A 21669-nucleotide genomic window follows, 5' to 3' on the forward strand; every position below is an offset into this window, starting at 1 on the left:
CCGCCCGGCGCCGCTCCGCACCGGACGGGGCAACCGCCCCGTACCCGACGTCCGCGCTTCACTCCTCGTTGCCGCCCGGTCAACGCGCCGCGCCTAGTTTCCGCACCCGTGACACCTCCGCGGCGGCCCGGCCCGGAGGCCGCGTCAACGTCGGTGGAGTGATGTCCGTGGAACGTCGTACCTTCCTGCGCGGAGCGGTGCTCGGCGGCTCGGCCGCGGCCCTGGGCGGCACCCTGTGGCGCGGCGCCGCGCACGCGGCCCCCGCACAGCCCGGCACCGGCCCCTACGGCCCTCTCGGCACGGCCGACGGCAACGGCATCCGGCTGCCGGACGGCTTCAGCAGCCGGGTCGTCGCCCGGTCCGGCCGGACCGTCTCCGGAACCTCCTACACCTGGCACAACGCCCCCGACGGCGGCGCCTGCTTCGCCGACGGGGACGGCTGGATCTACGTGTCCAACTCCGAGATCAACCCCTCCGGCGGCGCGGGCGCGGTGCGCTTCTCCCCCTCCGGCGAGATCACCGACGCGTACCGCGTGCTGTCCGGCACCCGGCAGAACTGCGCGGGGGGTGCAACGCCCTGGAACACCTGGCTCTCCTGCGAGGAGGTCGACCGCGGCCTTGTGTACGAGACCGACCCGTGGGGCCGGAAGGCCGCAGTCCGCCGGGACGCGATGGGCCGGTTCAAGCACGAGGCGACCGCCGCCGACCCCGTCCGCGAGGTCGTGTACCTCACCGAGGACGTCCCGGACAGCTGCTTCTACCGTTTCCGGCCCACCACGTGGGGCGATCTGTCCGGCGGCACCCTGGAGGTGCTGACCATGGGATCGGGCACCTCGGGCCGGGTGGGCTGGGCGCGCGTGCCGGACCCGTCCGCGTCCTCGGCCGCCACCCGTGACCAGGTGCCGGGCGCCAAGCGGTTCGACGGCGGCGAGGGCTGCTTCTACGCCGACGGGATCTGCTGGTTCACCACCAAGGGCGACAACCGGGTGTGGAGTTACGACGCGGCGGCGCAGACGATCGAACTGGCCTACGACGACGCCGGCGACGGCGTCCCGCTGAGCGGGGTCGACAACGTCACCGGCGCGGCCTCCGGCGACCTCTACGTCGCCGAGGACGGGGGCGACATGGAGATCTGTCTGATCACCCCGGACGGGGTGGTGGCGCCGTTCCTGCGGGTCGGCGGCCAGTCCGGCTCGGAGATCACCGGGCCGGCCTTCTCCCCCGACGGCGGCCGGCTCTACTTCTCCAGCCAGCGCGGCACCTCGGGCAGTTCCTCGGGCGGCATCACGTACGAGGTCTCGGGGCCGTTCCGGGGGTGAGAGGGGGCCAGGCGGGGTCCGGCGCCCGGGAGGCGGCGAGGCCCGTCGGCGTGGAGGCGGTGGCTCCGGCGCCGTGGAGGTTCCGGCACCGTGGAGGCGGCCGGTCCGGCACCCCGCTCCCGGGCCGAGGCGGCGGGTCCGCGCGCGCCCTGACCCGGGGCGGGCGCGGGGCCATGGCCGGGCCCGGACCCGGATCAGGGCGCGGGGCCCGAGCCTGGCACGGAGCCGAAGCAGGGTGCGGTGCCGGAGCGCAGCCGGGCGCCGGACCGGAGCCCGGGACGCGCAGACGGCACTCAGCCCGGAGCCGGGCGCGGAGCCGGAGCCGGGCGCCGTGGCCCGGAGGCCCGGAGGCCCGGAGGCCCGGTGCCGGAGGCTCCGGCACCGGGCCGGGCACGCCGCGTACCGTTCAGCGCACCGCCTCGGTCAGCTCCGGGACGGCCGTGCCACCGCGCAGCAGGGCCGAGCCGAGCGGCGTCAGGGTGTGCAGCACCGCGCTGCCGTTCCGGAGGGTGACGATCAGGCCCGCCTCGCGCAGCACGCTCGCGTGCTGGCTCGCGGAGGCGGCGGACACGCCGACCCGGCAGGCCAGTTCGCCCGTGGTGCAGCCGGTGCCGACGGCGCGCAGCACGGCCGACCGGGTCTGGCCGACGAGCTTGCCCAGCGAGCCGATGTCCGCCCCCACCGTGCCGTACGGCCGGAGCCGCCCGGCCGCGACACAGTCGGCGGTGTGCCGCACCGGGTGGACCAGGACCGGTGTCAGCGCGGGGTCGTGGAAGGCCACCGGGGTGCCGCGGCAGAAGAACGAGGGCACGAGCAGCAGGCCGCGGCCGTCCAGCCGCAGGTCCCGGTCGGCCGGGTAGTCCACCTCCAGGACGGGCGGGCGCCAGCGCATCACCGGCGGCAGCGACTCCAGCAGCCGGTCCGCTCCGCCGTCCAGCAGCGCCCGGCCGCGCGCCGCCCGGTCGGCCTCGACCCGGGCCCGGATGTGCGGCCAGTACGGGGCGACGGCCGCCCGGTGGTAGGCCCGCAGCGCTCCGACCAGGGCTCCCATGGCCCCGGGGCTGCCCTCCGCCAGCTCCCGGTGGCGCACGGGCTGCGGGCGGCCGCCGGCCAGCAGCAGGAGGTCGCGGCGGACGCGGGCGGGCGGGGTCTCCCGGAGCGCCTCCATCGCGGGCTCCGGACCGAGTACGCCTTCTGGTGGAGTCAGAAAGTCCGGGAAATATCCGCGCACCGGAACCAGTGACGCGAGCAGCCGTATTTCATCGTTCAATCTGGCCCGGGCCTCCGAGCGCCATTCCCCGAAGACGGCGGCCCCCCGTTTGTCCCGCAACCGGTGGAAACTCAGAATCGTTTCCCACAGCGCGTCGGGACGTGCGGCTATCCGCACCCGGGCGAGATCGCGCCCGGTGAAATGGATGCGTAGCACCAAACCCCCAACAAGTGACCCCCGTCCTTCCTCCCTGCGACGAGTATGCACTCCGGCACAGTCCGTGACCACGTGCTTTTGGCCACACTTGAAACGGGTCGCGGTGCGGTGCCCCGGAAGGGAATGCTGGACCCAGTCGGGTCCGGGAAACGGTTGTGAGGCTGTCGTGGGGGCAGTGCGGAGACCGTTTCCGGGCGGCTGGGTACCGCCCTTGGGACCCGACGGGGTGGAGGCCCGCGGTCCGGTTGTTCGCGAACTCCGGACCGCGGGAGCCCACCACCCGATCCGCTCCCCCGAGCCGTCCGCAAAGACGGCACTTCCGTCAGGTTGAATTCCTGATGAATAGCCGCCGGCACGGCACCGGAAATGTCCCGGGAACAGCCGCGCAAAAAAGCGGGGGCGGCACCTCCGCACAAGGTGCCGCCCCCGGGGGGCGCCGGAGGGCCGCCGGGGTGAGGGTGGGATCCGGCAAGCCCTCCGGTGGTTCCGTGCCGCCGTCAGCGGCTGTCGCTGCCCGCGCTCGCGGCCGCCGCGCGGCCCGCCTCCAGCCGGGCGACCGGGATCCGGAACGGCGAGCAGGACACGTAGTGCAGGCCCGCCTCGTGGAAGAAGTGCACGGACTCCGGGTCGCCGCCGTGCTCCCCGCAGACACCGAGCTTGATGTCCGGGCGGGTGGCACGGCCGGCCTCCACGGCGTTCCGTACCAGCGAGCCGACCCCGTCCCGGTCGATCGTCTCGAACGGGCTGACGCCGAAGATGCCCTTCTCCAGGTACGCGGTGAAGAAGCTGGCCTCCACGTCGTCGCGGGAGAAGCCCCACACGGTCTGGGTGAGGTCGTTGGTGCCGAACGAGAAGAACTCCGCGGCCTCGGCGATCTGTCCGGCGGTCAGCGCGGCCCGCGGCAGCTCGATCATGGTGCCGATGGTGAGCGCCAGGTCCGTACCGGTCGCGGCCTCGACCTCGGCGATGACCCGCTGGGCCTCCTCGCGGACGATCTCCAGCTCCTGCACGGTGCCGACGAGCGGGATCATGATCTCGGCGCGCGGGTCGCCCTTGGCCTCCCGCCGCTCCGCCGCCGCCTCGGCGATCCCCCGTACCTGCATGGCGAACAGCCCGGGGATGACCAGGCCGAGCCGCACACCCCGCAGGCCCAGCATCGGGTTCTGCTCGTGCAGCTTGTGCACGGCCTGGAGCAGCCGCAGATCGTTCTCGTTGGCGTCCTTGCGGGACTCGGCGAGCGCGACCCGCACCGACAGCTCGGTGATGTCGGGCAGGAACTCGTGCAGCGGAGGGTCGAGCAGCCGCACGGTGACGGGCAGCCCGTCCATCGACTCGAACAGCTCGACGAAGTCCGCCTTCTGGAGCGGCAGCAGCGCGCCCAGGGCCTCGTCGCGCTCCCCGTCGGTGTCCGCGAGGATCAGCCGTTCGACCATCTCCCGCCGCTCGCCGAGGAACATGTGCTCGGTGCGGCACAGGCCGATGCCCTGCGCGCCGAAGCGGCGGGCACGGGCGGCGTCCTCGGCGTTGTCCGCGTTGGCGCGGACGTACAGCCGGCGCACCCGGTCGGCGTACGCCATCATCCGGTGCACCGACTTGACCAGGTCGTCGCCCTCGGGGTTCGTCGTCTCGGCGCCCGCGTGCGTCCGGCCCTCGAAGTACTCGACCACCGGGGACGGCACGACCGGGACCTCGCCCAGGTACACCTTGCCGGTGGAGCCGTCGATGGAGACGGTGTCGCCCTCCTCGACCACCACGCGGCGCTTGCCGTCGGCGGCGACCGCCGACAGGCAGCGCTTCTTGGTGTCGACCTCCAACTCCTCGGCGCCGCACACACAGGTCTTGCCCATGCCGCGGGCGACGACGGCCGCGTGCGAGGTCTTGCCGCCGCGGGAGGTCAGGATGCCCTCGGCGGCGATCATGCCGTTGAGGTCGTCGGGGTTGGTCTCCCGGCGGATCAGGATGACCTTCTCCCCGGACCGGGACCACTTCACCGCGGTGTACGAGTCGAAGACGGCCTTGCCGACGGCCGCGCCCGGGGAGGCGGCGATGCCGCGCCCGAGCAGGTCCTGCTTGCCGGCGGCCCCGTCGTCGAAGCGCGGGAACATCAGCTGCGCGAGCTGCGCGCCGTTGACCCGCTGGAGCGCCTCGGCCTCGTCGATCAGGCCCTGGTCCACGAGCTGGGTGGCGATCCGGAAGGCGGCGCCGGCGGTGCGCTTGCCGACCCGGGTCTGGAGCATCCACAGCTTGCCGCGCTCGATGGTGAACTCGATGTCGCACAGGTCCTTGTAGTGCGTCTCGAGGGTCTCCATGATCTCCATCAGCTGGTCGTAGGACTTCTTGTCCAGCTGTTCCAGCTCGGCGAGCGGCACGGTATTGCGGATGCCCGCGACGACGTCCTCGCCCTGCGCGTTCTGCAGGTAGTCGCCGTACACCCCCTGCCGGCCGCTCGCCGGGTCACGGGTGAAGGCCACACCGGTGCCGGAGTCCGGGCCGAGGTTGCCGAAGACCATGGAGCAGACGTTGACGGCGGTGCCCAGGTCCCCGGGGATGCGCTCCTGGCGGCGGTAGAGCTTCGCGCGGTCGGTGTTCCACGAGTCGAAGACCGCGCACACCGCCAGGTCCATCTGCTCGCGCGGGTCCTGCGGGAAGGACCGGCCCGTCTCCTCGGAGACGATCCCCTTGAACCGGTCCACGAGCCGCTTCAGATCGGCGGCGTCCAGCTCGATGTCGACCTTCACGCCCTTGGCCTGCTTGGCGTCCTCGATGGCTTCCTCGAAGAGGTCGCCGTCGACGCCCAGCACGGTCTTGCCGAACATCTGGATGAGGCGGCGGTACGAGTCCCAGGCGAAGCGCTCGTCCCCGGCCTGCGCCGCGAGCCCGGCGACGGAGGCGTCGGAGAGGCCGATGTTGAGGACGGTGTCCATCATCCCGGGCATGGAGAACTTCGCGCCCGACCGGACGGAGACCAGCAGCGGGTCGTCGGCCTGGCCGAGCTTCTTGCCCATCTTCGCCTCGAGGGCTTCGAGGTGCGCACTCACCTCGTCGCGCAGGGCGGGCGGCTCGGCGCCGCTCTCCAGGTAGACCTTGCAGGCCTCGGTGGTGATCGTGAAGCCCGGAGGGACGGGAAGACCGAGATTGGTCATCTCGGCGAGGTTCGCACCCTTCCCGCCGAGCAGGTCCTTGAGGTCTTTGTTGCCCTCGGTGAAGTCGTAGACGAACTTCTCCGGCGCGGCGGGCTTCGCCGGCGCGGGCTCGGTTACGTGGGGATCTTTGTTTTCCGACACGGGATCTCGCACTCCTCGTCGGGGGTACCCGCGGACGCAGTCCGGGGGAGGCCGCTTTGCTGCCCTGACGGCGGGGAGCGTACCCAGATCAAAGGTCCGTAGGTACGTCCACCTGACGGTCATTCGGCTGTAACCACTCGTCTGCCACCGGATCGAAAGTTCCGGACCGGCAAAGGCCCGCCCGGGAACCATTCAAGAGTTGAACTGATCACTACGGAGAGGCAGCTCGGCAGTCCGGGTACCCACACTCCGTAGCCGGAAGCTTCCCGGTTTGAATGATTCGACCATGGCACCCAGTGCCATCCCTTGGAGAGATGCAGGAGGACCTTCTTCGCTCATCTGAGCGGCACCCTTATCAAGGTGGCGAGAATCACGCCGCTTTTGCCGCCCCGGTCTCATCCACCGGACACATCAGTGATCCATTCCGCTCATAAGAGCGAGTGCTGTGGCACCGGGTGCAGCGCCCTGGACGGCACGGGGTGCTCAGGGCGCGGTCACGGCCCGCGTCACCGCGGGAGGGCCTGCTCCAGCAGCTCCTGGAGCCGCAGTCCGCGCCCCGCGTCGATCTCCGTGGACCGGCCCGCCCGTATGGCCGCGGCGAACTCCGCGCGCAGCACCGGCCAGCACTCCTCGTGGTCCAGCCCGGCCGTGTCGTAGACCAGTTCCTCGCCCGGCCCGAACAGCTCCACCCGGGTCCGCACCCGCGGGAGGTTCACGGCGCCCGACAGCGACGCCTGGCTGACCGCACCGCCCGCGTGCTCGCAGGTCAGCTCGATCCAGCGGCGCGGATCCCCGGTGCCCCGCACCGACACGACCGGCCCGGCCGCCGTGTCCAGCAGATCCAGCAGATGCGGCCCCAGGTCCAGCAGCGCCCCGTGCTCCAGCCGCCAGGCGGTCGCCAGGTCACCCCCGAGGAACCCGCCGTGCAGATAGCAGGAGCGGGCACCGGTGACCTCCAGCCCGGCCGCCCGGGCCAGGAAGTCCCGGGTGGCCGGGTGGTAGCGCTTGGTCAGCACCAGCTGGGACACCACGCCCGCCTCCGCCACCGCGTCGGCCAGCGCACGGGCCGAGTCCAGGTCGGGGCCCAGCGGCTTCTCCAGCAGCAGCGCCCGGCCCGCGCGGGCCGCGGTCACCGCCAGCCCGGCCTGCACCGCGGGCGGCACGGCGAAGGCGACCGCCTCACAGCTGCCGAGGAGTTCGTCGTACGAGGCGGCGGCCCGCGCCCCGTAGGTCTCCGCGACCTCGCGGGCGGCCTCCGGGCGGCGCGCCCAGACGGCCGTCAGCTCGGTCTCCGGTCCCGCGGCGAGCATCCGGGCGTGCATCGTGCGGGCCCAGGGCCCGGCGCCCACGAGGCCGACGCGCACGGGCGGGCCCGGGAACGGGGCGGAGGAGGAGTACGCGGCGGAGGGGGACGGTGTGGCTGTCGGTGACGGGGAGGCGGGGGTCGTCATCTGGCGGCTCTCGTGCTCGGGGGGAAGCGAAGTCGGAAGAAGTCAGGAGAAGTCGGAGAAAGGCGGAAGGAAGGCGGGCGGGGAAGTCGGAGGAAGGGGCGGGGCGGAGGCGGGCCGGGGCCGTTTCACCGCCGGTGCAGGCGGAGGGGTCAGGCCGGTTTCACGGCCGCGAGCCGGGCGTCCGCACGGTCGGGGGCGTACAGGTGCTCCACGACCATCGCGCCCGCGCCGACCAGGCCCGCCCGGTCGCCCAGCCGGGAGGTGGCCACGGTCAGATGAGCGGTGCTGCGCGGCATGGCGCGCTGGTACAGCAGCTCGCGGACGCCGGTGGTGAACGGCGTCCCGGCCAGGTCGCCCGCGATCACCAGCACCCCGGGATTCAGCAGGGTCACCACCGTGACCAGCACCTCCCCCACCCGCCGCCCCGCGTCCCGGGCCAGCCGGATGGCGTCCGGCTGGCCGGCGGCGAGCTGCTCGCGCACCCCGGACCCGGAGGTGGTGGGCACCCCGGCGGCGGTGAGCTGCCCGGCCAGCGCACGGCCGCTGGCGACGGCGGCGAGACAGCCGTACGAGCCGCACATGCACAGCGCGTCGGGCCGGTCGTGCAGCCGGATGTGGCCGATGTCGCCGGCGCCGCCGTCGATGCCCCGGTACGGCTCGCCGTCCACGACGACCCCCGCGCCGATGCCCGTGGACACCTTGACCAGCAGGAAGGCGGCGCAGTCGGGGTAGTGCACGCGCTGTTCGGCGTACGCCATGAGGTTGGCGTCGTTGTCGACCAGCACGGGGAGCGCCTCCGGCCCGTGTCCGGCGGTGCCCGGGGCCCGGTGCCGCGGGTCCGCGGCGCCCACGTGCTCGGCGTACGCCTGCCGCATCCGTTCCCTGATGGGGTAGCGGTCCCAGCCGGGCATGATCGGCGGCTGGACGACCTCGCCGGTCCCCCAGTCCACCGGTCCCGGCACCGACAGACCGATGCCGCAGACGGCCTCCGGGGCGCTGCCCGCCTCCGCGAGCAGCTCCGGGAACGAGCGCGCGAGCTGGTCCAGCACCCGGTCCGGGCCGTCGGTTATCAGCACCGGGCCGGTCCGCTCGGCCAGCACCGTGCCGGTCAGGTCGGTCACGGCGACCCGGCCGTGCCGGGTCTCCAGGTCGACGGCCAGGACCACGGCGTGCGCGGGGTCGAACTCCAGCCGGGTGGAGGGCCGGCCGCCGGTGGAGCTGCCCGCGGGGGCGGTGCGCTCCCGGATCCAGCCGGCCCGGAAGAGCTGGTCGAGCCGGTTGCCGACGGTGGAGCGGGACAGCCCCGTGGCGCTCTGGAGCTCGCCGCGGGTCGTCGCGCGCCCGTCTCGGATGAGGCGCAGCAGATGGCCGGCGCTGGCCTGGTTCCCGGTCATACCGTCATCCTCGCTGTTCCGCCCGGTCGTGCCGTGTCCGGCCTGTTGCGCGGACATGTCCGACCGGCCTCCGCTCACCGTTCCGGCACCGTGCCGGCCCCGTCCCGGCCCGGTGCCCCGGGCCCCTCCCGCCGCTCAGGCCTTGTCCGCGCCGCTGGTCAGGCCCTCGGTGAGGAGCCGTTCGGCGGCGAAGAACAGCAGCACCACGGGGATCGTCAGCACCACCGAGCCCGCCATCAGGACGGTCTTGGAGACCTCGATCCCGCCCGCGAGCTGTTGCAGGCCCAGGGAGACCGTCCACCTGTCGGGCTCCGCGGCGAGGAAGAGCAGCGCGAACAGGAATTCGTTCCACGCGATCATGAAAATGTACAGCCCGGTGGCCATCAGCGACGGCAGGGCCAGCGGCAGCACCACCTTGCGGACCGCCTGGAGGCGGGTGCAGCCGTCGAGCGCGGCGGCCTCCTCGATGCTCAGGGGGATGGTCACGAAGTAGTTCTTCATCATGTAGATCGACACCGGAACGGTCTGCGCGATGTAGACGATCGCCAGGCCGGCCAGGCTGCCCTGCAGTCCCATCTTCGCGAACATCACGAAGAGCGGCACGGCGAGCAGGGTGGCGGGGAAGAGATAGACCGCCAGGAACAGCACGCTGACGTGCCGCCCGCCGAAGAACTTCAGCCGGCTGATGGCGTACGCGCCGGGCACCGCCGCGAGCAGGGTCAGCGCCACCGTGCCGAGCGAGACCAGCGCGGAGTTGGTGAGCATCCCGACGAAGCCCTGACCGCCCTCGGAGGTGGGTTTCAGCACCTCGCGGTAGGTGTCGAGGGTGAAGTCGCGGGCGGAGACCCAGAGGTTGCCGGGGTCCAGCAGCAGCGCGTCGATCGGCTTCACCGACAGCAGCAGCATGTAGTAGAAGGGCGCGAGGGTGATCAGCGCCAGGAAGGCGATCACCACCCACCGGAGCACCCCGAAGACGCGTTCCTCGACCTGTGCGCGGCTCATCAGGCTTCCTCCTGCACCTTCTTGGCGAAGAACGTGAAGTACAGGCCCAGCAGGACCATGAGAATCAGGGCGAGCACCAGGGCCTGGGCCGCGGCGGCGCCGACGTCGTAGCGGGCGGTGAGAAACTCGTAGACCCGGACGGCGACCACGTCGGTGCCGGATCCGCCGCCGGTGAGCAGGTAGACGTCGTCGAACTTGTTGAACGTCATGATGAAGCGCAGCACGGACAGCAGTGCGATCACGGGCATGAGCTGCGGCAGCAGGATGTGCCGGAAGCGCTGGGTGATGGTGGCGCCGTCGACCGTGGCGGCCTCCTCCAGCCCGTCCGGCACGGCCTGGAGGCGGGCCAGCAGGAAAAGGAAGGCGAACGGGAAGTAGCGCCACGTCTCGAAGGCGATGACGGTCAGCAGCGCGAGCGGAAGCTCGAACTCCATGCCGAGGACGCTCACCTCGTACGCCCGGGTGGAGAGGAACGCGATCGGCTGGTCCCAGCCCAGGAGCTTGGTGCCCCACTCGTTGACGATGCCGAACTGCGGGCTGAGCGCGATCTCCCAGACGAACGCCACGGCCACCACGGGCGCGACGTACGGCAGCAGCATCGCGGCGCGCAGCGGGCCGCGGCCGCGGAACGGCCGGCGCAGCGCGAGCGCCGCCACCAGGCCGAGCAGGATCGATCCGGCGGTGGCGCCGACGGTGTAGCCGAGCGTGGTCAGCAGGCTGGTCCAGAAGCCGGGCGAGCCGAAGACGCTGTCGAAGTTGTCCAGGGTCCAGTTGCCGAACAGGCCCATGCCCTGGATGTCGACGAGCCGGGCGTTCTGGAACGCCAGCAGCACCGTCCACAGGATGGGCAGCACGACGACCACCAGGACCACCAGGAAGGTGGGTGTCACAAAGGCCAGCCCCGCGCGGTTCTCCCGCGCCCGGGCGGTCAGGGGCCGTCCGCGGCGCCGCTCCGCGCCGCTGTCTGCTCTCGTCATGGTGTACGTACCTCGGGGGTGAAGGGGGGCTTGCGCGGCGGGGTCACTTGAGGGAGTTCTGCAGGGCGGAGACTTCCTCGCCCGCGTCGTGCGCGGCCTCCTCCGGGGAGAGCTGGCCGGTGGTCATGGCGTTGACGGCCTTGGGCACGGGGAGTTCGCCGTTGGTGGCGCCGACCAGCGTGCCCTGGCCCTGGGTGATGCCCCAGCGCCGCATGTTGGTGACGCCGTCGGCGAGCTGGTCGAGGAGGGAGGCCGGGTAGACCTCGTCCATCGGCTTGCGCTGGTCCACACCGAGTTCGGAGCCGCGCCAGGCGTCCCGGAACTTCTGCTCGTCGCCCGGGGTGCCGGTGCGGACGGGGATCTTGCCCTCGGGTGACATCCCGAACCAGTCCTCGTAGCCGTCGTTCATCATGTAGCCGACGAAGGACCGGGACGCCTCGCTCTCCGCGGTCCTGGTGACGGCCCAGGAGGTGACCTCGCCGAACTGGGCGGGCCGCGCGCCGTCGGGGCCCTTCAGGGTGGCGGCGATCCCGCTGTTGTCCGCGAGGAACTCCGGGTCCTTCTTGCACTCCGCGCAGCTGGGCAGGGCGTCGGCGCGCAGTCCGGCCAGCTCGTCCAGGACGAACGAGGACCAGACGAGCAGCGAGGAGGAGCCGGAGAAGTAGGTGGCACGGGTGGTGTCGACGGTCTGGGTGCCGCCGGCTCCGTGCTTCCGGGCGAGCGTGTCGTAGGCGGAGAAGGTCCGGCGGCAGGCCGGGGAGTCGAGGTCCACCTCGCCGTTGCCGCGCACCAGGTCACAGCCGTTGGCCAGGGCCAGGCTCTCGAAGCTCTGCTGGGTGAAGGGGTCGCCGGGGTCGGTGGCCAGCGAGATGCCGTCCCGGCCCCCGGTGTCCAGCTTCGCGGCGGCGCCGAGCAGGTCCTCGTAGCTGTCCGGCACGGGCAGTCCGGCCTTCTCCAGCCGGTCCTTGCGGTAGACGAGCAGTTGCAGCCAGGAGTCGGAGGGGACGGCGAGGCGCCGGGAGCCGTCGGAGGTCAGCTTCAGCGCGTTGTCGTCGAAGGTGCCGGTGTCCAGGTCGTCGACGATGTCGGTCGCCGCGTCCGTGTCGAGCAGGTCGTTGCCGTACATCTGCCAGATCTGGCCGATCGGCACCGCTCCGATGACGTCCGGCAGGTTCCCGGCGGCGGCGGCCGACATGATCAGCTGCGGGAGCTGGTTCTCGGCGACGCCGACCAGCTCGACCGTGATCCCGGTCTCCTTCTCGAACCGGTCCACGACCTTCTCGGTCGCCGCCATCCGGGGCGGCAGGTTCTCCAGCGACCACACCGTGATCTTGTTGTCCGGCCCGGCGTCCGACTCGCCCGAGCAGCCGGCCAGCAGGCCCGCGCCGAGCACGGTGGCCAGTGCGGCGGCCACCGCTCCCGACCCTCGCGTCCTTGTCCGCATGCGTTTCACGCCGTCCTTTGCGCCCGTTGGTTCGATGGCAGGCATTGTGTCTGTGTGGCAGGCATCACAACACCACTTTTGTCTTATCGCAAGGCAGAACCATAGGCTGTACGCGACACAAGTCCGAGAGCAACCCCCAGTTCGGAGCCGTCGTGGAACGCGTCGTCCAGTTCACGGGCCCTCGCAGGGTCGAGATCGCCTCCCGGGAGCCGCAGCCGCTGCCGCCCGGACACCTGCGGGTCCGCACCCGCTATTCCGGCATCTCCGCGGGCACCGAACTCACCGCCTACCGCGGCACGAACCCCTATCTGACCCGCACCTGGGACCCCGAGGCCCGGCTGTTCCGGGAGGGCGCCGCGGGCATCGCCTATCCGGTCGCCGGCTGGGGCTACTCCGAGGTCGGCGAAGTGACGGAAATCTCACCGGAACTGGCCGGGACCCCGGGCCTGCCCGCCGTGGGCGACCTGGTCTGGGGCATCTGGGGACACCGCAGCGAGGGGCTCGTCCCCGTGGAGCGGATGCTCGGCCACACCCTCCCGGCCGGGCTCGACCCGCTCGCGGGCGCCTTCGCCCGGGTCGGCGCGATCGCGCACAACGCCGTGCTCGCCGCCGACCTCCACCTCGGCGAGGACGCCGTCGTCTTCGGCCAGGGCGTCATCGGCCTGATCACCACCCGGCTCGCCCAGCTCAGCGGCGCCCGGGTGACCGCCGTCGACACGCTCGACAACCGCCTGGAAACGGCCCGGCAGTACGGCGCGGAGGTCACCCTCAACGCCCTCGCGGACCCGGTCGCCGAGCGCGTCCGGGAGGCAACGGACGGGCGCGGCGCGGACGTCGCCGTCGAGATCAGCGGCGCCCACGCCGCGCTGCACGAGGCGGTGCGCTCGGTCGCCACCGGCGGCCGGGTGGTGGCCTCCGGCTTCTACCAGGGCGACGGCACCGGACTGCGGCTCGGCGACGAGTTCCACCACAACCGGGTGCAGTTGGTGTCCTCGCAGATCGGCGGGGTGCCCCCGCAGCTGTCGGGACGCTGGACCGTCGAGCGGCTCCAGCAGACCTTCCTGCGCCTGGTCGCCGAGGGCCGGGTGGACGTCAAGTCGCTGGTGAGCCATGTCGTCCCGGCGGACGAGGCGGCCGAGGCCTACGTCCTGCTGGACGAACGCCCCCAGGAGGCGCTGCAGATCGTCCTGGAATTCTGACCCCCACCCATCCGACCGGGCCCGGCGGGGCCCCGCGACGACGCGCGCCCGCCGGACCCCGAGCTGCGTCCTCGGAGAGGCCCCGACACATGTTCACGACCGCCTGCCAGGAACAACTGCTTCCCGGCGACACCCTGCAACAGAAGTGGGAGTTCGCGGTGTCCGCGGGCTACGACGCCGTCGAGCTGCGCGGAAAGGGCGACTTCCACTTCCGCGACCGGCTGCCGGAGCTGCGCCGCGCCCGCGCCGACGGGGTGGTGATGCCGACGGTGTGCGTGGACATGCTGCACTTCTTCGGCGCGTTCGACGAGGAGCTGCGGCGCGACGCGATCGAACAGATGAAGTCGCAGCTGTCCGTCATCGCCGAAATCGGCGGCACCGGCGCGCAGACGCCCGCCTCGTACGGCATGTTCTCCCGCCGGCTGCCGCCCTTCACCCCGCCGCGCGACGAGGCGGCCGACCGCGAGGTGCTGCTCGCCGGGCTGGCCGAACTGGGCGAGCACGCGCGGCGCGAGGGCGTGACGCTCTTCCTGGAGCCGCTCAACCGGTACGAGGACCACATGGTCAACCGGCTGGAGCAGGCAGCCGGTCTGATCCGCACCGTCGGCCTGGACTCGGTGCGGATCGGCATCGACAGCTACCACATGAACATCGAGGAGGCCGACCCCGCGGCGGCGATCGTCGCGGCGGCCCCCTACATCGGCCACGCCCAGGTCAGCGACTCCAACCGGTTCCAGCCCGGCGCCGGGCACCTGGACTGGTCCGCCTGGCTCGGGGCGCTGGACGCCGCCGGGTACCGGGGGCACCTCGCGCTGGAGTGCCGGCTGACCGGCGACCCGGCCGAGGCCGTCCGGTCCGTTCCGTCCTTCCTGCGGCGGGCCGCCGCATGACGCTGCCGCAACCCGCTGCCGGGCCGGGCGGCCCGGCGGGCGTGCTCGGGCGTATCCCGGGCCAGCGCCCGCCGGCCGACCCGGTGGCGCTGCGCCGCACCGCGCGCGGCGTACTGCTGCGCAACTGGACGGGGGCCTCCACCGTGCCCTCGCACGGCCTGTACCCGCACCAGTGGAGCTGGGACTCGGCGTTCATCGCGATCGGGCTGCGCCATCTGTCGGTGCTGCGCGCCCAGCGCGAGCTGGAGACGCTGTTCACCGCGCAGTGGGAGGACGGGCGCGTACCGCACATCGTCTTCAACCCGGCCGTGCCCCTCGGCGCGTACTTCCCCAGCCCCGATTTCTGGCGCTCGTCCTCGGCCGGTGCCGCCGCCGGCGCCCCGGCGGCCACCGAGACCTCCGGCATCGTGCAGCCGCCCGTGCACGCGCTCGCCGCCTGGCTGGTGCACCGCGCCGACCCGGAGACCTCCCGGCGGCGCGGCTTCCTGCGGCGGCTGTACCCGCGGCTTGCGGCCTGGCACCGCTATCTCACCGACCGCCGCGACCTCGGCGGCGGGGGCCTGGTGGCGGCGGTCCACCCGTGGGAGCCGGGCATGGACAACAGCCCGTGCTGGGACCGCCCGCTGGCACGGATCGAGCCCGCCGCGCCGGACACCTTCCGCCGCGCCGACCTCGACCACGGCGCCGCCGAGGACCGCCCCACCGATCTGGACTACGGCCGGTACGTCCGGCTGGCGACCGAGTACCGGGACGCCCGCTACCGGGACGCCGAGGCACCGCACTCCTTCGCGGTGGAGGACCCCGGCATCAACGCGCTGCTCATCGCCTCCGAGCACGCCCTCGCGTCGATCGCGGCCGAGGCGGGCCCGCCGGCCGCGGCCGACGGGCACCGGGAACGGGCCGCCCGGCTGACCGCGGCCCTGCTGGAGCGGCTGTGGGACGCGGAGGCCGGCCAGTTCCTCTGCCGCGACCTGCGCTCCGCCGGGTCCGGCCTTGTCCCCGAACGCAGCGCCGCCGGGCTGCTGCCGCTGATCGTGCCGGGGCTGCCGGACGACGTCGTGACGGCCCTGCTGCGGACGGCCACCGGGCGGCACTTCGGGCTGGGCTCCGCGGACGTACGGCTGGTGCCGAGCTACGACCTGTGCGGCGAGGCGTTCAACGCCAAGCGCTACTGGCGCGGACCGGCCTGGTTCAACGTCAACTGGCTGCTGGAACGCGGCCTGCGCCAGTACGGCCGGGAGGCGCGCGCCGACGCGCTGCGCACCGCGATCCTCTCGGCGGCCGACTCCTCGTCGCTCGCCGAGTACGTCGACCCGCACACCGGCCGGGGCCGCGGCGCCCGGGACTTCAGCTGGACGGCGGCGCTCGCGCTCGACCTGCTGACCTCCACCGGCCCGCCCGCACAGACACCGGACCGCGAACCCGCACTGGTCCACACCCGGGAGACCTGATGAGCCATCACCCGCTGGTCCGCCTGGGCACCTTCGCCCTCCTGGACCCCGCCGGCGACATCACCGGCGTCCGGGGCACCTCACCGGACGGGCTGTTCCTGCGCGACGCCCGCCATCTGAGCCGCTGGCAGCTGACCCTGGACGGCGAGGCCCCGGCCGTCCTGGTACCGATGAGCACGGACGACGCGCTCGCCACGGCGATCCTCACCCCGCCCGCCGGCCGCGGCGAGCCGCCCCCGTACACCGTCGTCCGCGAACAGGCGGTGGCGGCCGGCGCGCTCGTGGAACGGCTCCGGTTCACCAACAACCGCGCCGAGCCCTGCACGGCCCGCCCGGCGCTGACAGTGGACGCCGACTTCGCCGACCAGTTCGAACTCCGCTCCGACGACCGGACGTACGACAAGGGGGACGGCCGCCGCACCCGCCGGACCCGCCCGGACGGCCTGGAGTTCGACTACCGGCGCGGCACCTGGCACTCCCGCACCACGGTCACCGCGCACCCGGCACCCGCCACCGCGGACAACCGGACACTGCACTGGCAGCTGGACCTCCCGCCGCACGGCGAGGCCGAGCTGACGCTCCGCGTCACAGCCCTCCCCCACGGCGCCGCGCCCCCCGCCCCGGCCCCGGCCTGCCCGGCGGCCGCCGCGGCCGAAACGACGGCAGCGGCAGCCGCGTTCACCGGAACCGCCCCGCACCCGGCCGACTGGCCGGAACTGGCCCGTGCCTGCGCCCGCGGGCTCGCCGATCTCGCGGTGCTCCGCACCACGGCCACCGGCCCGGACGGCGAGGAAGTGCAACCCCCCGCGGCCGGAGTCCCGTGGTTCCTCACCCTCTTCGGCCGCGACGCCCTGCTGACCTCGTTCTTCGCCCTGCCGTACCACCCGGACACGGCCGCCGCCACACTTGCCGCGCTCGCCGCGACCCAGGCGACGGAGACGGACCCGGCACGCGTCGCGGAACCCGGCAAGATCGTGCACGAGATCCGTCACGGCGAACTGGCGCACTTCGGCCAGGTGCCGTACGGCCGCTACTACGGCTCGGTGGACAGCACCCCGCTGTTCCTGGTGCTGCTGGACGCGCACGCCCGGCAGACCGGCGACCCGGCCCTCGCCCGGCGGCTGGAGCGCCATGCCCGTGCCGCCGCGGGCTGGATCCTCCGGCACCTGGACGACGGGGGCCATCTCGTCTACCGGGCCGACAGCGAGGGCCTCGCCAACCAGAACTGGAAGGACTCCCCCGGCGCGATCTGCGACACCGGTGGCCGTCAGGCCCGGGGCGCGATCGCGGTCGCCGAGGCGCAGGGCTACGCCTACGACGCCCTGCTGCGCACCGCCCGGCTGGCTCGCGCCGTCTGGTCGGACCCGGCGTACGCGGACCGGCTGGACGCGGCCGCACACGCCCTGCGGGCCCGCTTCCACCAGGACTTCTTCCCGCCCGGCCAGGACTTCCCGGCACTCGCCGTGGACGGCACGGGCCGCCCGGCCGACGCACTGGCCTCGGACGCCGGGCACCTGCTGTGGTCGGGCCTGCTCGACCGGGAACGCGGCCGCGCGGTCGGCCGACGGCTGCTGGAACCGGACTTCTTCTCCGGCTGGGGCGTACGCACCCTCGCCGCGGGCCAGGCGGCGTACCACCCGCTGTCGTACCACCGGGGCGGCATCTGGCCGCACGACAACGCCGTGATCGCGCTCGGCCTCGCCCGCTACGGGCTGCACGAGGAGGTCCGCACCCTGGCCCGCGCCCTGGTCGACACCGCCGCGCACCACGACTGGCGCCTCCCGGAGGTCCTGGCCGGCTACGGCAGGGACGCCCACCCGTCCCCGGTCCCGTACCCCCACGCCTGCTCTCCCCAGGCCTGGGCGGCCGCAACCCCACTGGCACTGCTCACGGCCCTGCGAACGCCCCCGGACGAGCACCCGCCACCCCCGAACCGGAACCCCGAACCCCCGGCCCCCGGACTGTGAACCCGACCCGGGCCCCTCGACGGACGAACGCGGCAACCGAGCAACGGCGGGAGGGGACGGGACCACAGGACGGGTGCCAGCGCCCCGACAGGCCCCTCGGTGAACGAGAGCCGCAGCCGAGGGCCGGGGGACAGCGAACCGCCCCCGGCCCCGGGCCCCTCGATGGACACGCCACAGCCGAACCACGGCAGGCGTAGACGGGACAGGACGGGGGACGAGCGAACCACCCCCGGACCCCGAACCCCGGCCGACGAGCGCCGCAGCCGAGCAACGGCGGGAGGGGACAGGCCCGCAAGGAAGAACAGCGAACCGCCCCCAGCCCCGGGCCCCTCGATGGACACGCCACAGCCGAACCACGGCAGGCGTAGACGGGACAGGACGGGGGACGAGCGAACCACCCCCGGACCCCGAACCCCCGGCCGACGAGCACCGCAGCCGAGCGACGGCGGGAGGGGACGGGTCCGCAGGGAGGGGGGTCCTCCACGCTTACGTGTATTTGTGGCCGCCACCACGGGTGCAGCCCTCCGATACCGGTTCACGCGGCCGTAAATATGCGGTGGAGGACCCCCCTCCCGGAGGGCCCGGCCCCGGCACCCACACCGAACCGGCTACCGGCTCACCCGACCCCGCCCGCCGATTCCACACCCGCGCACGCACTCACGCACACCCGCACCCGGGAAGGCACGCAGACCCACGCACCCGGTGGCCCTCAAGCACCCGGGCAACCACCGCACCCGGTGCCCCAAGCACCCGCACACCGACGCACCCGGTGCCACCCAAGCACCCAGCAACCCGCGCACCCGGCCCACCCGCACACCCCACGCAACCCGCGCACCCGGTGCCACCCGCACACCCGCACACCCGCACACCCGCACAAGCGGACCCCTTCGGCTAACCGCCCGAGGTGTCCAGCTCCGCGTCCGCCCCCAGCCCCGCACAGTCCTGCGGATCGTCCAGCCAGCCCTCGGGCAGCACCACACGGTCGCGCCCGGAGGTCCGGCCGCGCGGACCGTCCGCCCCCGCCGGCCAGGGCTGGTCCCCGTCCAGCGCGCCGAGCAGCTCGTCCAGTTCGGCCAGTGACGAGGAGACCGCGAGCCGCCTGCGCATCTCGGAACCGACCGAGAAGCCCTTGGTGTACCAGGCGATGTGCTTGCGGAAGTCGACGACCCCGCGCGCCTCGTCCTCCAGCCACTCCCCCAGCAGCTCGGCGTGGCGCCGCATCACGGCCGCGACCTCGCGGAAGGTGGGCGCGGCCGGGGCGCCCGTGCCCTCGAAGGCGGCGGCCAGGTCGCCGAACAGCCACGGCCGGCCCAGGCAGCCGCGGCCGACCACGACTCCGTCGCAGCCGGTCTCCCGCACCATCCGCACCGCGTCCTCGGCCGACCAGATGTCGCCGTTGCCCAGCACGGGGATCTCGGGGACGGCTTCCCTGAGCCGTGCGATGGCGTCCCAGTCGGCCGTGCCCCCGTAGTGCTGCGCCGCCGTCCGCCCGTGCAGGGCGATCGCGGTGACGCCTTCCTCCACGGCGATCCGGCCCGCGTCGAGGTAGGTGAGGTGGTCGTCGTCGATGCCCTTGCGCATCTTCATGGTGACCGGCAGCGCGCCGGCTCCCGAGACGGCCTCCCGCAGGATGGCCCGCAGCAGCGGCCTCTTGTACGGCAGGGCGGAGCCGCCGCCCTTGCGCGTGACCTTGGGCACCGGGCAGCCGAAGTTGAGGTCGATGTGGTCGGCCAGGTCCTCGTCGGCGATCATGCGGACGGCCTTGCCGACGGTCGCCGGGTCGACTCCGTAGAGCTGGATCGAGCGGGGTTTTTCGCGCGCGTCGAAGTGGACCAGCCGCATCGTCTTGGCGTCCCGCTCGACGAGCGCCCGGGTGGTGATCATCTCGCTGACGAAGAGCCCCTTGCGGACGGCCGGGGCGGCGCCCGGCGAGCCCGGCGGGTTCGCCGCATCGGGCACATCCGACGCGCCCGGCGGGTCCGCCGCGGCCACATCCGGCGCGCCCGGCACCGCGGCCGCACCGGGCGCCGCCGGGACATCCGGCGCCCGGCCGCCGAAGCCCCGCACACCGTCGGCGAACTCCCGGCACAGGGTGCGGAAGGGCGCGTTGGTGATCCCGGCCATCGGGGCCAGCACCACGGGCGGCCACACGGCGTGCGGGCCGATCTGCAACTGCGTCATGGGGACGTGCTTCCTCGGTTCGATAGGGGGGACCGTCAACACCGTACGACGACGGACGCCGCAGCCCGCACGACGGACGCCGCAGTCCGTCCGCGGGCACCGCGGTCCGCCCGGCGGACGGGGACGGCGCGCCACGAACGCCCGGGCCCGACGCGCGAGCGCCCCGGCCCGACGGCGGACAGCCGACCGACGCCCGACGGACAACCGAACAACCGAAAACCGGCAGCAGACAGCGGACGGCAGCCAACGGACGGCGAAACAGTCGACAACGGCCGGACGACAACGGACAACCTCCCCATTGTCCCGCACCCCCGCCCGCCCCCGCACCCCGATAGTTGTACCGCTCAACCATGTCCGGGCCGAGCCACCGACACCGGCTGCCGGTGCCGGTGATCTGCCGCACCAACCTGCTGATCGTCAGCCTCGACAACACTGCGCTGAACGTGCCGCTGCCCGCCGTGCGCCGGGAGCCGGACGCCTCCGTCCCCCGCACGCAGTGGCCGGGGACGGCACTGCACCCCGCACCGGGCCCCGCTCCGGACACGGAACCGAACCCGCACCTACGGCACCGGACACCACGCCGACCGCACCGACACCGCGCCCGCCCCACCGAGCGCCTCACCGAATCCACGCGCCGGACACCACACCCACCCCACCGAGCGCCCACAGACGGCCGCACCAGACGGCGCCCCCACCGAGCGCCCCCCAGGCCGCCGCACCAGGCGCCCCGCCGAACCCCCCACCGAACCCCACCGGACACCGCTCAGTCCGCAGCGCCGCCGCCCACCAGTGCGTGCAGGCGGTGCAGCCGCTCGGCCGACTCGGGGTCGGCCGGTACGTAGGTGATCATGCGGGTCCCGGCCCGAGGTCCGGCCCACAGAGCCGTGTGCTCCAGGTGCAGCAGCCCGACCCGCCGGCTGCGGAAACGCTTGGTCCGGTTGCCCGCCTGGAGCACCTCGTGCCGCTCCCAGATCTCGCGGAACTCCGCCGACTGCTTCAGCCGCCCCAGCAGATGCTTCCAGGCCGGCTCGGCGATGTGCTCGGCCATCGCGGCGCGGAACTTGGCGGCCATGGCGCGCACGGCCTCGTCCCGGTCGACGAGGGCGGCGGCCCACTCGGCGTTGTTGAACGCCAGCCACATGCAGTTGCGTTCCTCGTACGGCAGCGCGTCGAGGTCGCACAACAGCTGCCCGTAGGTCCGGTTGTAGGCGAGGATGTCGTACCGGGCGTTCTGCACGGAGGCCGGGAACGGCTCGAGCTGGCGCAGCATCGCCCGTACGCCCTCGGTGACCCCCGTGCAGTCCTTGCCGGGCGCCGGGTCGGCCGCGCCGCCGAGCACGAACAGATGGGCGCGCTCGTTCGGGTCGAGCTGGAGCGCGCGGGCGATCGCGTCGAGAACCTGGGCGGACACATGGATGTCCCTCGCCTGTTCGAGCCACGTGTACCACGTGACCCCGACCGCGGCGAGGTCGGCCACCTCCTCGCGGCGCAGGCCCGGGGTGCGCCTGCGGGGGCCGCGGACGAGGCCCGCCTGTTCCGGCGCGATGCGCTCCCGGCGGCTGCGCAGGAACGCGGCGAGCTCGCGGCGCCGGGTCTCGCTCCCGGCGGGCGGCGCGGACGGCGCCGGCGCGGCACCCGCTGTGCTGGTGAGGCTCATGCCTCCCAGTGTGCTGCCGCCCGCAGC

General features: G+C 73.4%; 14 protein-coding genes. 5 read left to right on the forward strand and 9 right to left on the reverse strand.

Annotation, left to right across the window (positions count from 1 at the left end):
- Window positions 1–167: 167 nt before the first annotated feature.
- Window positions 168–1319: an alkaline phosphatase PhoX gene (locus GCU69_RS30825; RefSeq protein ID WP_098751810.1), complete on the forward strand. Its 1152-nt coding sequence runs from the start codon at window positions 168–170 to the stop codon at window positions 1317–1319.
- Window positions 1320–1725: 406 nt separating this feature from the next.
- On the opposite strand, the gene GCU69_RS30830 is transcribed toward GCU69_RS30825, so the two are convergent.
- The 7 genes from GCU69_RS30830 to GCU69_RS30860 form a co-directional block, all read right to left on the reverse strand.
- Window positions 1726–2745 (reverse strand): helix-turn-helix domain-containing protein, encoded by a 1020-nt coding sequence (locus tag GCU69_RS30830; RefSeq protein ID WP_098751806.1) that lies wholly within the window; start codon window positions 2743–2745, stop codon window positions 1726–1728.
- A gap of 497 nt (window positions 2746–3242) precedes the next feature.
- Window positions 3243–6029, reverse strand: a complete 2787-nt coding sequence (gene ppdK, locus GCU69_RS30835) for a pyruvate, phosphate dikinase (RefSeq protein WP_156207848.1) — start codon at window positions 6027–6029, stop codon at window positions 3243–3245.
- 506 nt (window positions 6030–6535) lie between these two features.
- Window positions 6536–7480 (reverse strand): Gfo/Idh/MocA family protein, encoded by a 945-nt coding sequence (locus GCU69_RS30840; protein ID WP_156207849.1) that lies wholly within the window; start codon window positions 7478–7480, stop codon window positions 6536–6538.
- A gap of 149 nt (window positions 7481–7629) precedes the next feature.
- Window positions 7630–8874, reverse strand: coding sequence for an ROK family transcriptional regulator (locus GCU69_RS30845; protein WP_098754791.1), 1245 nt, complete (start codon window positions 8872–8874; stop codon window positions 7630–7632).
- Between the two features lie 135 nt (window positions 8875–9009).
- Window positions 9010–9876: a carbohydrate ABC transporter permease gene (locus GCU69_RS30850; protein ID WP_098754786.1), complete on the reverse strand. Its 867-nt coding sequence runs from the start codon at window positions 9874–9876 to the stop codon at window positions 9010–9012.
- Complete coding sequence (locus tag GCU69_RS30855) at window positions 9876–10853, reverse strand: carbohydrate ABC transporter permease (RefSeq protein WP_098754787.1); 978 nt, start codon at window positions 10851–10853, stop codon at window positions 9876–9878. The genes GCU69_RS30850 and GCU69_RS30855 overlap by 1 nt, the downstream gene beginning before the upstream one ends.
- A 43-nt stretch (window positions 10854–10896) precedes the next feature.
- Window positions 10897–12297, reverse strand: a complete 1401-nt coding sequence (locus tag GCU69_RS30860; RefSeq protein WP_156207850.1) for an ABC transporter substrate-binding protein — start codon at window positions 12295–12297, stop codon at window positions 10897–10899.
- A gap of 152 nt (window positions 12298–12449) precedes the next feature.
- Between GCU69_RS30860 and GCU69_RS30865 the strand changes: the two genes are divergently transcribed.
- The 4 genes from GCU69_RS30865 (at window position 12450) to GCU69_RS30880 (ending at window position 17804) form a co-directional block, all read left to right on the forward strand.
- Window positions 12450–13496 (forward strand): zinc-dependent alcohol dehydrogenase, encoded by a 1047-nt coding sequence (locus GCU69_RS30865; RefSeq protein WP_098754789.1) that lies wholly within the window; start codon window positions 12450–12452, stop codon window positions 13494–13496.
- A gap of 89 nt (window positions 13497–13585) precedes the next feature.
- Window positions 13586–14386 (forward strand): sugar phosphate isomerase/epimerase family protein, encoded by an 801-nt coding sequence (locus tag GCU69_RS30870; protein ID WP_098754790.1) that lies wholly within the window; start codon window positions 13586–13588, stop codon window positions 14384–14386.
- Entirely contained in the window at window positions 14383–15837 is a 1455-nt protein-coding gene (locus GCU69_RS30875; protein WP_107644973.1) for an MGH1-like glycoside hydrolase domain-containing protein, read from the forward strand. Before GCU69_RS30870 ends, GCU69_RS30875 begins: the two co-directional genes overlap by 4 nt.
- Window positions 15837–17804, forward strand: coding sequence for an amylo-alpha-1,6-glucosidase (locus GCU69_RS30880; protein ID WP_156207851.1), 1968 nt, complete (start codon window positions 15837–15839; stop codon window positions 17802–17804). The genes GCU69_RS30875 and GCU69_RS30880 overlap by 1 nt, the downstream gene beginning before the upstream one ends.
- A gap of 891 nt (window positions 17805–18695) precedes the next feature.
- Here GCU69_RS30880 and dusB read toward each other — a convergent pair.
- Together dusB and GCU69_RS30890 are read right to left on the reverse strand one after the other, a co-directional pair.
- Complete coding sequence (gene dusB, locus GCU69_RS30885; protein WP_156207852.1) at window positions 18696–19985, reverse strand: tRNA dihydrouridine synthase DusB; 1290 nt, start codon at window positions 19983–19985, stop codon at window positions 18696–18698.
- Between the two features lie 763 nt (window positions 19986–20748).
- Window positions 20749–21642, reverse strand: coding sequence for a helix-turn-helix transcriptional regulator (locus GCU69_RS30890; protein WP_156207853.1), 894 nt, complete (start codon window positions 21640–21642; stop codon window positions 20749–20751).
- Between the last annotated feature and the right edge of the window lie 27 nt (window positions 21643–21669).

This window comes from Streptomyces lycii (genome assembly GCF_009735685.1).
Taxonomy (GTDB): Bacteria; Actinomycetota; Actinomycetes; order Streptomycetales; family Streptomycetaceae; genus Streptomyces; species Streptomyces lycii.

What these genes read in the sequence shown, in the direction of transcription:
- GCU69_RS30840 (WP_156207849.1), bottom strand. Translation starts at nt 7,480, where the DNA reads ATGACGACCCCCGCCTCCCCGTCACCGACAGCCACACCGTCCCCCTCC.
- GCU69_RS30845 (WP_098754791.1), bottom strand. Translation starts at nt 8,874, where the DNA reads ATGACCGGGAACCAGGCCAGCGCCGGCCATCTGCTGCGCCTCATCCGA.
- GCU69_RS30850 (WP_098754786.1), bottom strand. Translation starts at nt 9,876, where the DNA reads ATGAGCCGCGCACAGGTCGAGGAACGCGTCTTCGGGGTGCTCCGGTGG.
- GCU69_RS30855 (WP_098754787.1), bottom strand. Translation starts at nt 10,853, where the DNA reads ATGACGAGAGCAGACAGCGGCGCGGAGCGGCGCCGCGGACGGCCCCTG.
- GCU69_RS30860 (WP_156207850.1), bottom strand. Translation starts at nt 12,297, where the DNA reads ATGCGGACAAGGACGCGAGGGTCGGGAGCGGTGGCCGCCGCACTGGCC.
- GCU69_RS30870 (WP_098754790.1), top strand. Translation starts at nt 13,586, where the DNA reads ATGTTCACGACCGCCTGCCAGGAACAACTGCTTCCCGGCGACACCCTG.
- GCU69_RS30875 (WP_107644973.1), top strand. Translation starts at nt 14,383, where the DNA reads ATGACGCTGCCGCAACCCGCTGCCGGGCCGGGCGGCCCGGCGGGCGTG.
- GCU69_RS30880 (WP_156207851.1), top strand. Translation starts at nt 15,837, where the DNA reads ATGAGCCATCACCCGCTGGTCCGCCTGGGCACCTTCGCCCTCCTGGAC.
- dusB (WP_156207852.1), bottom strand. Translation starts at nt 19,985, where the DNA reads ATGACGCAGTTGCAGATCGGCCCGCACGCCGTGTGGCCGCCCGTGGTG.
- GCU69_RS30890 (WP_156207853.1), bottom strand. Translation starts at nt 21,642, where the DNA reads ATGAGCCTCACCAGCACAGCGGGTGCCGCGCCGGCGCCGTCCGCGCCG.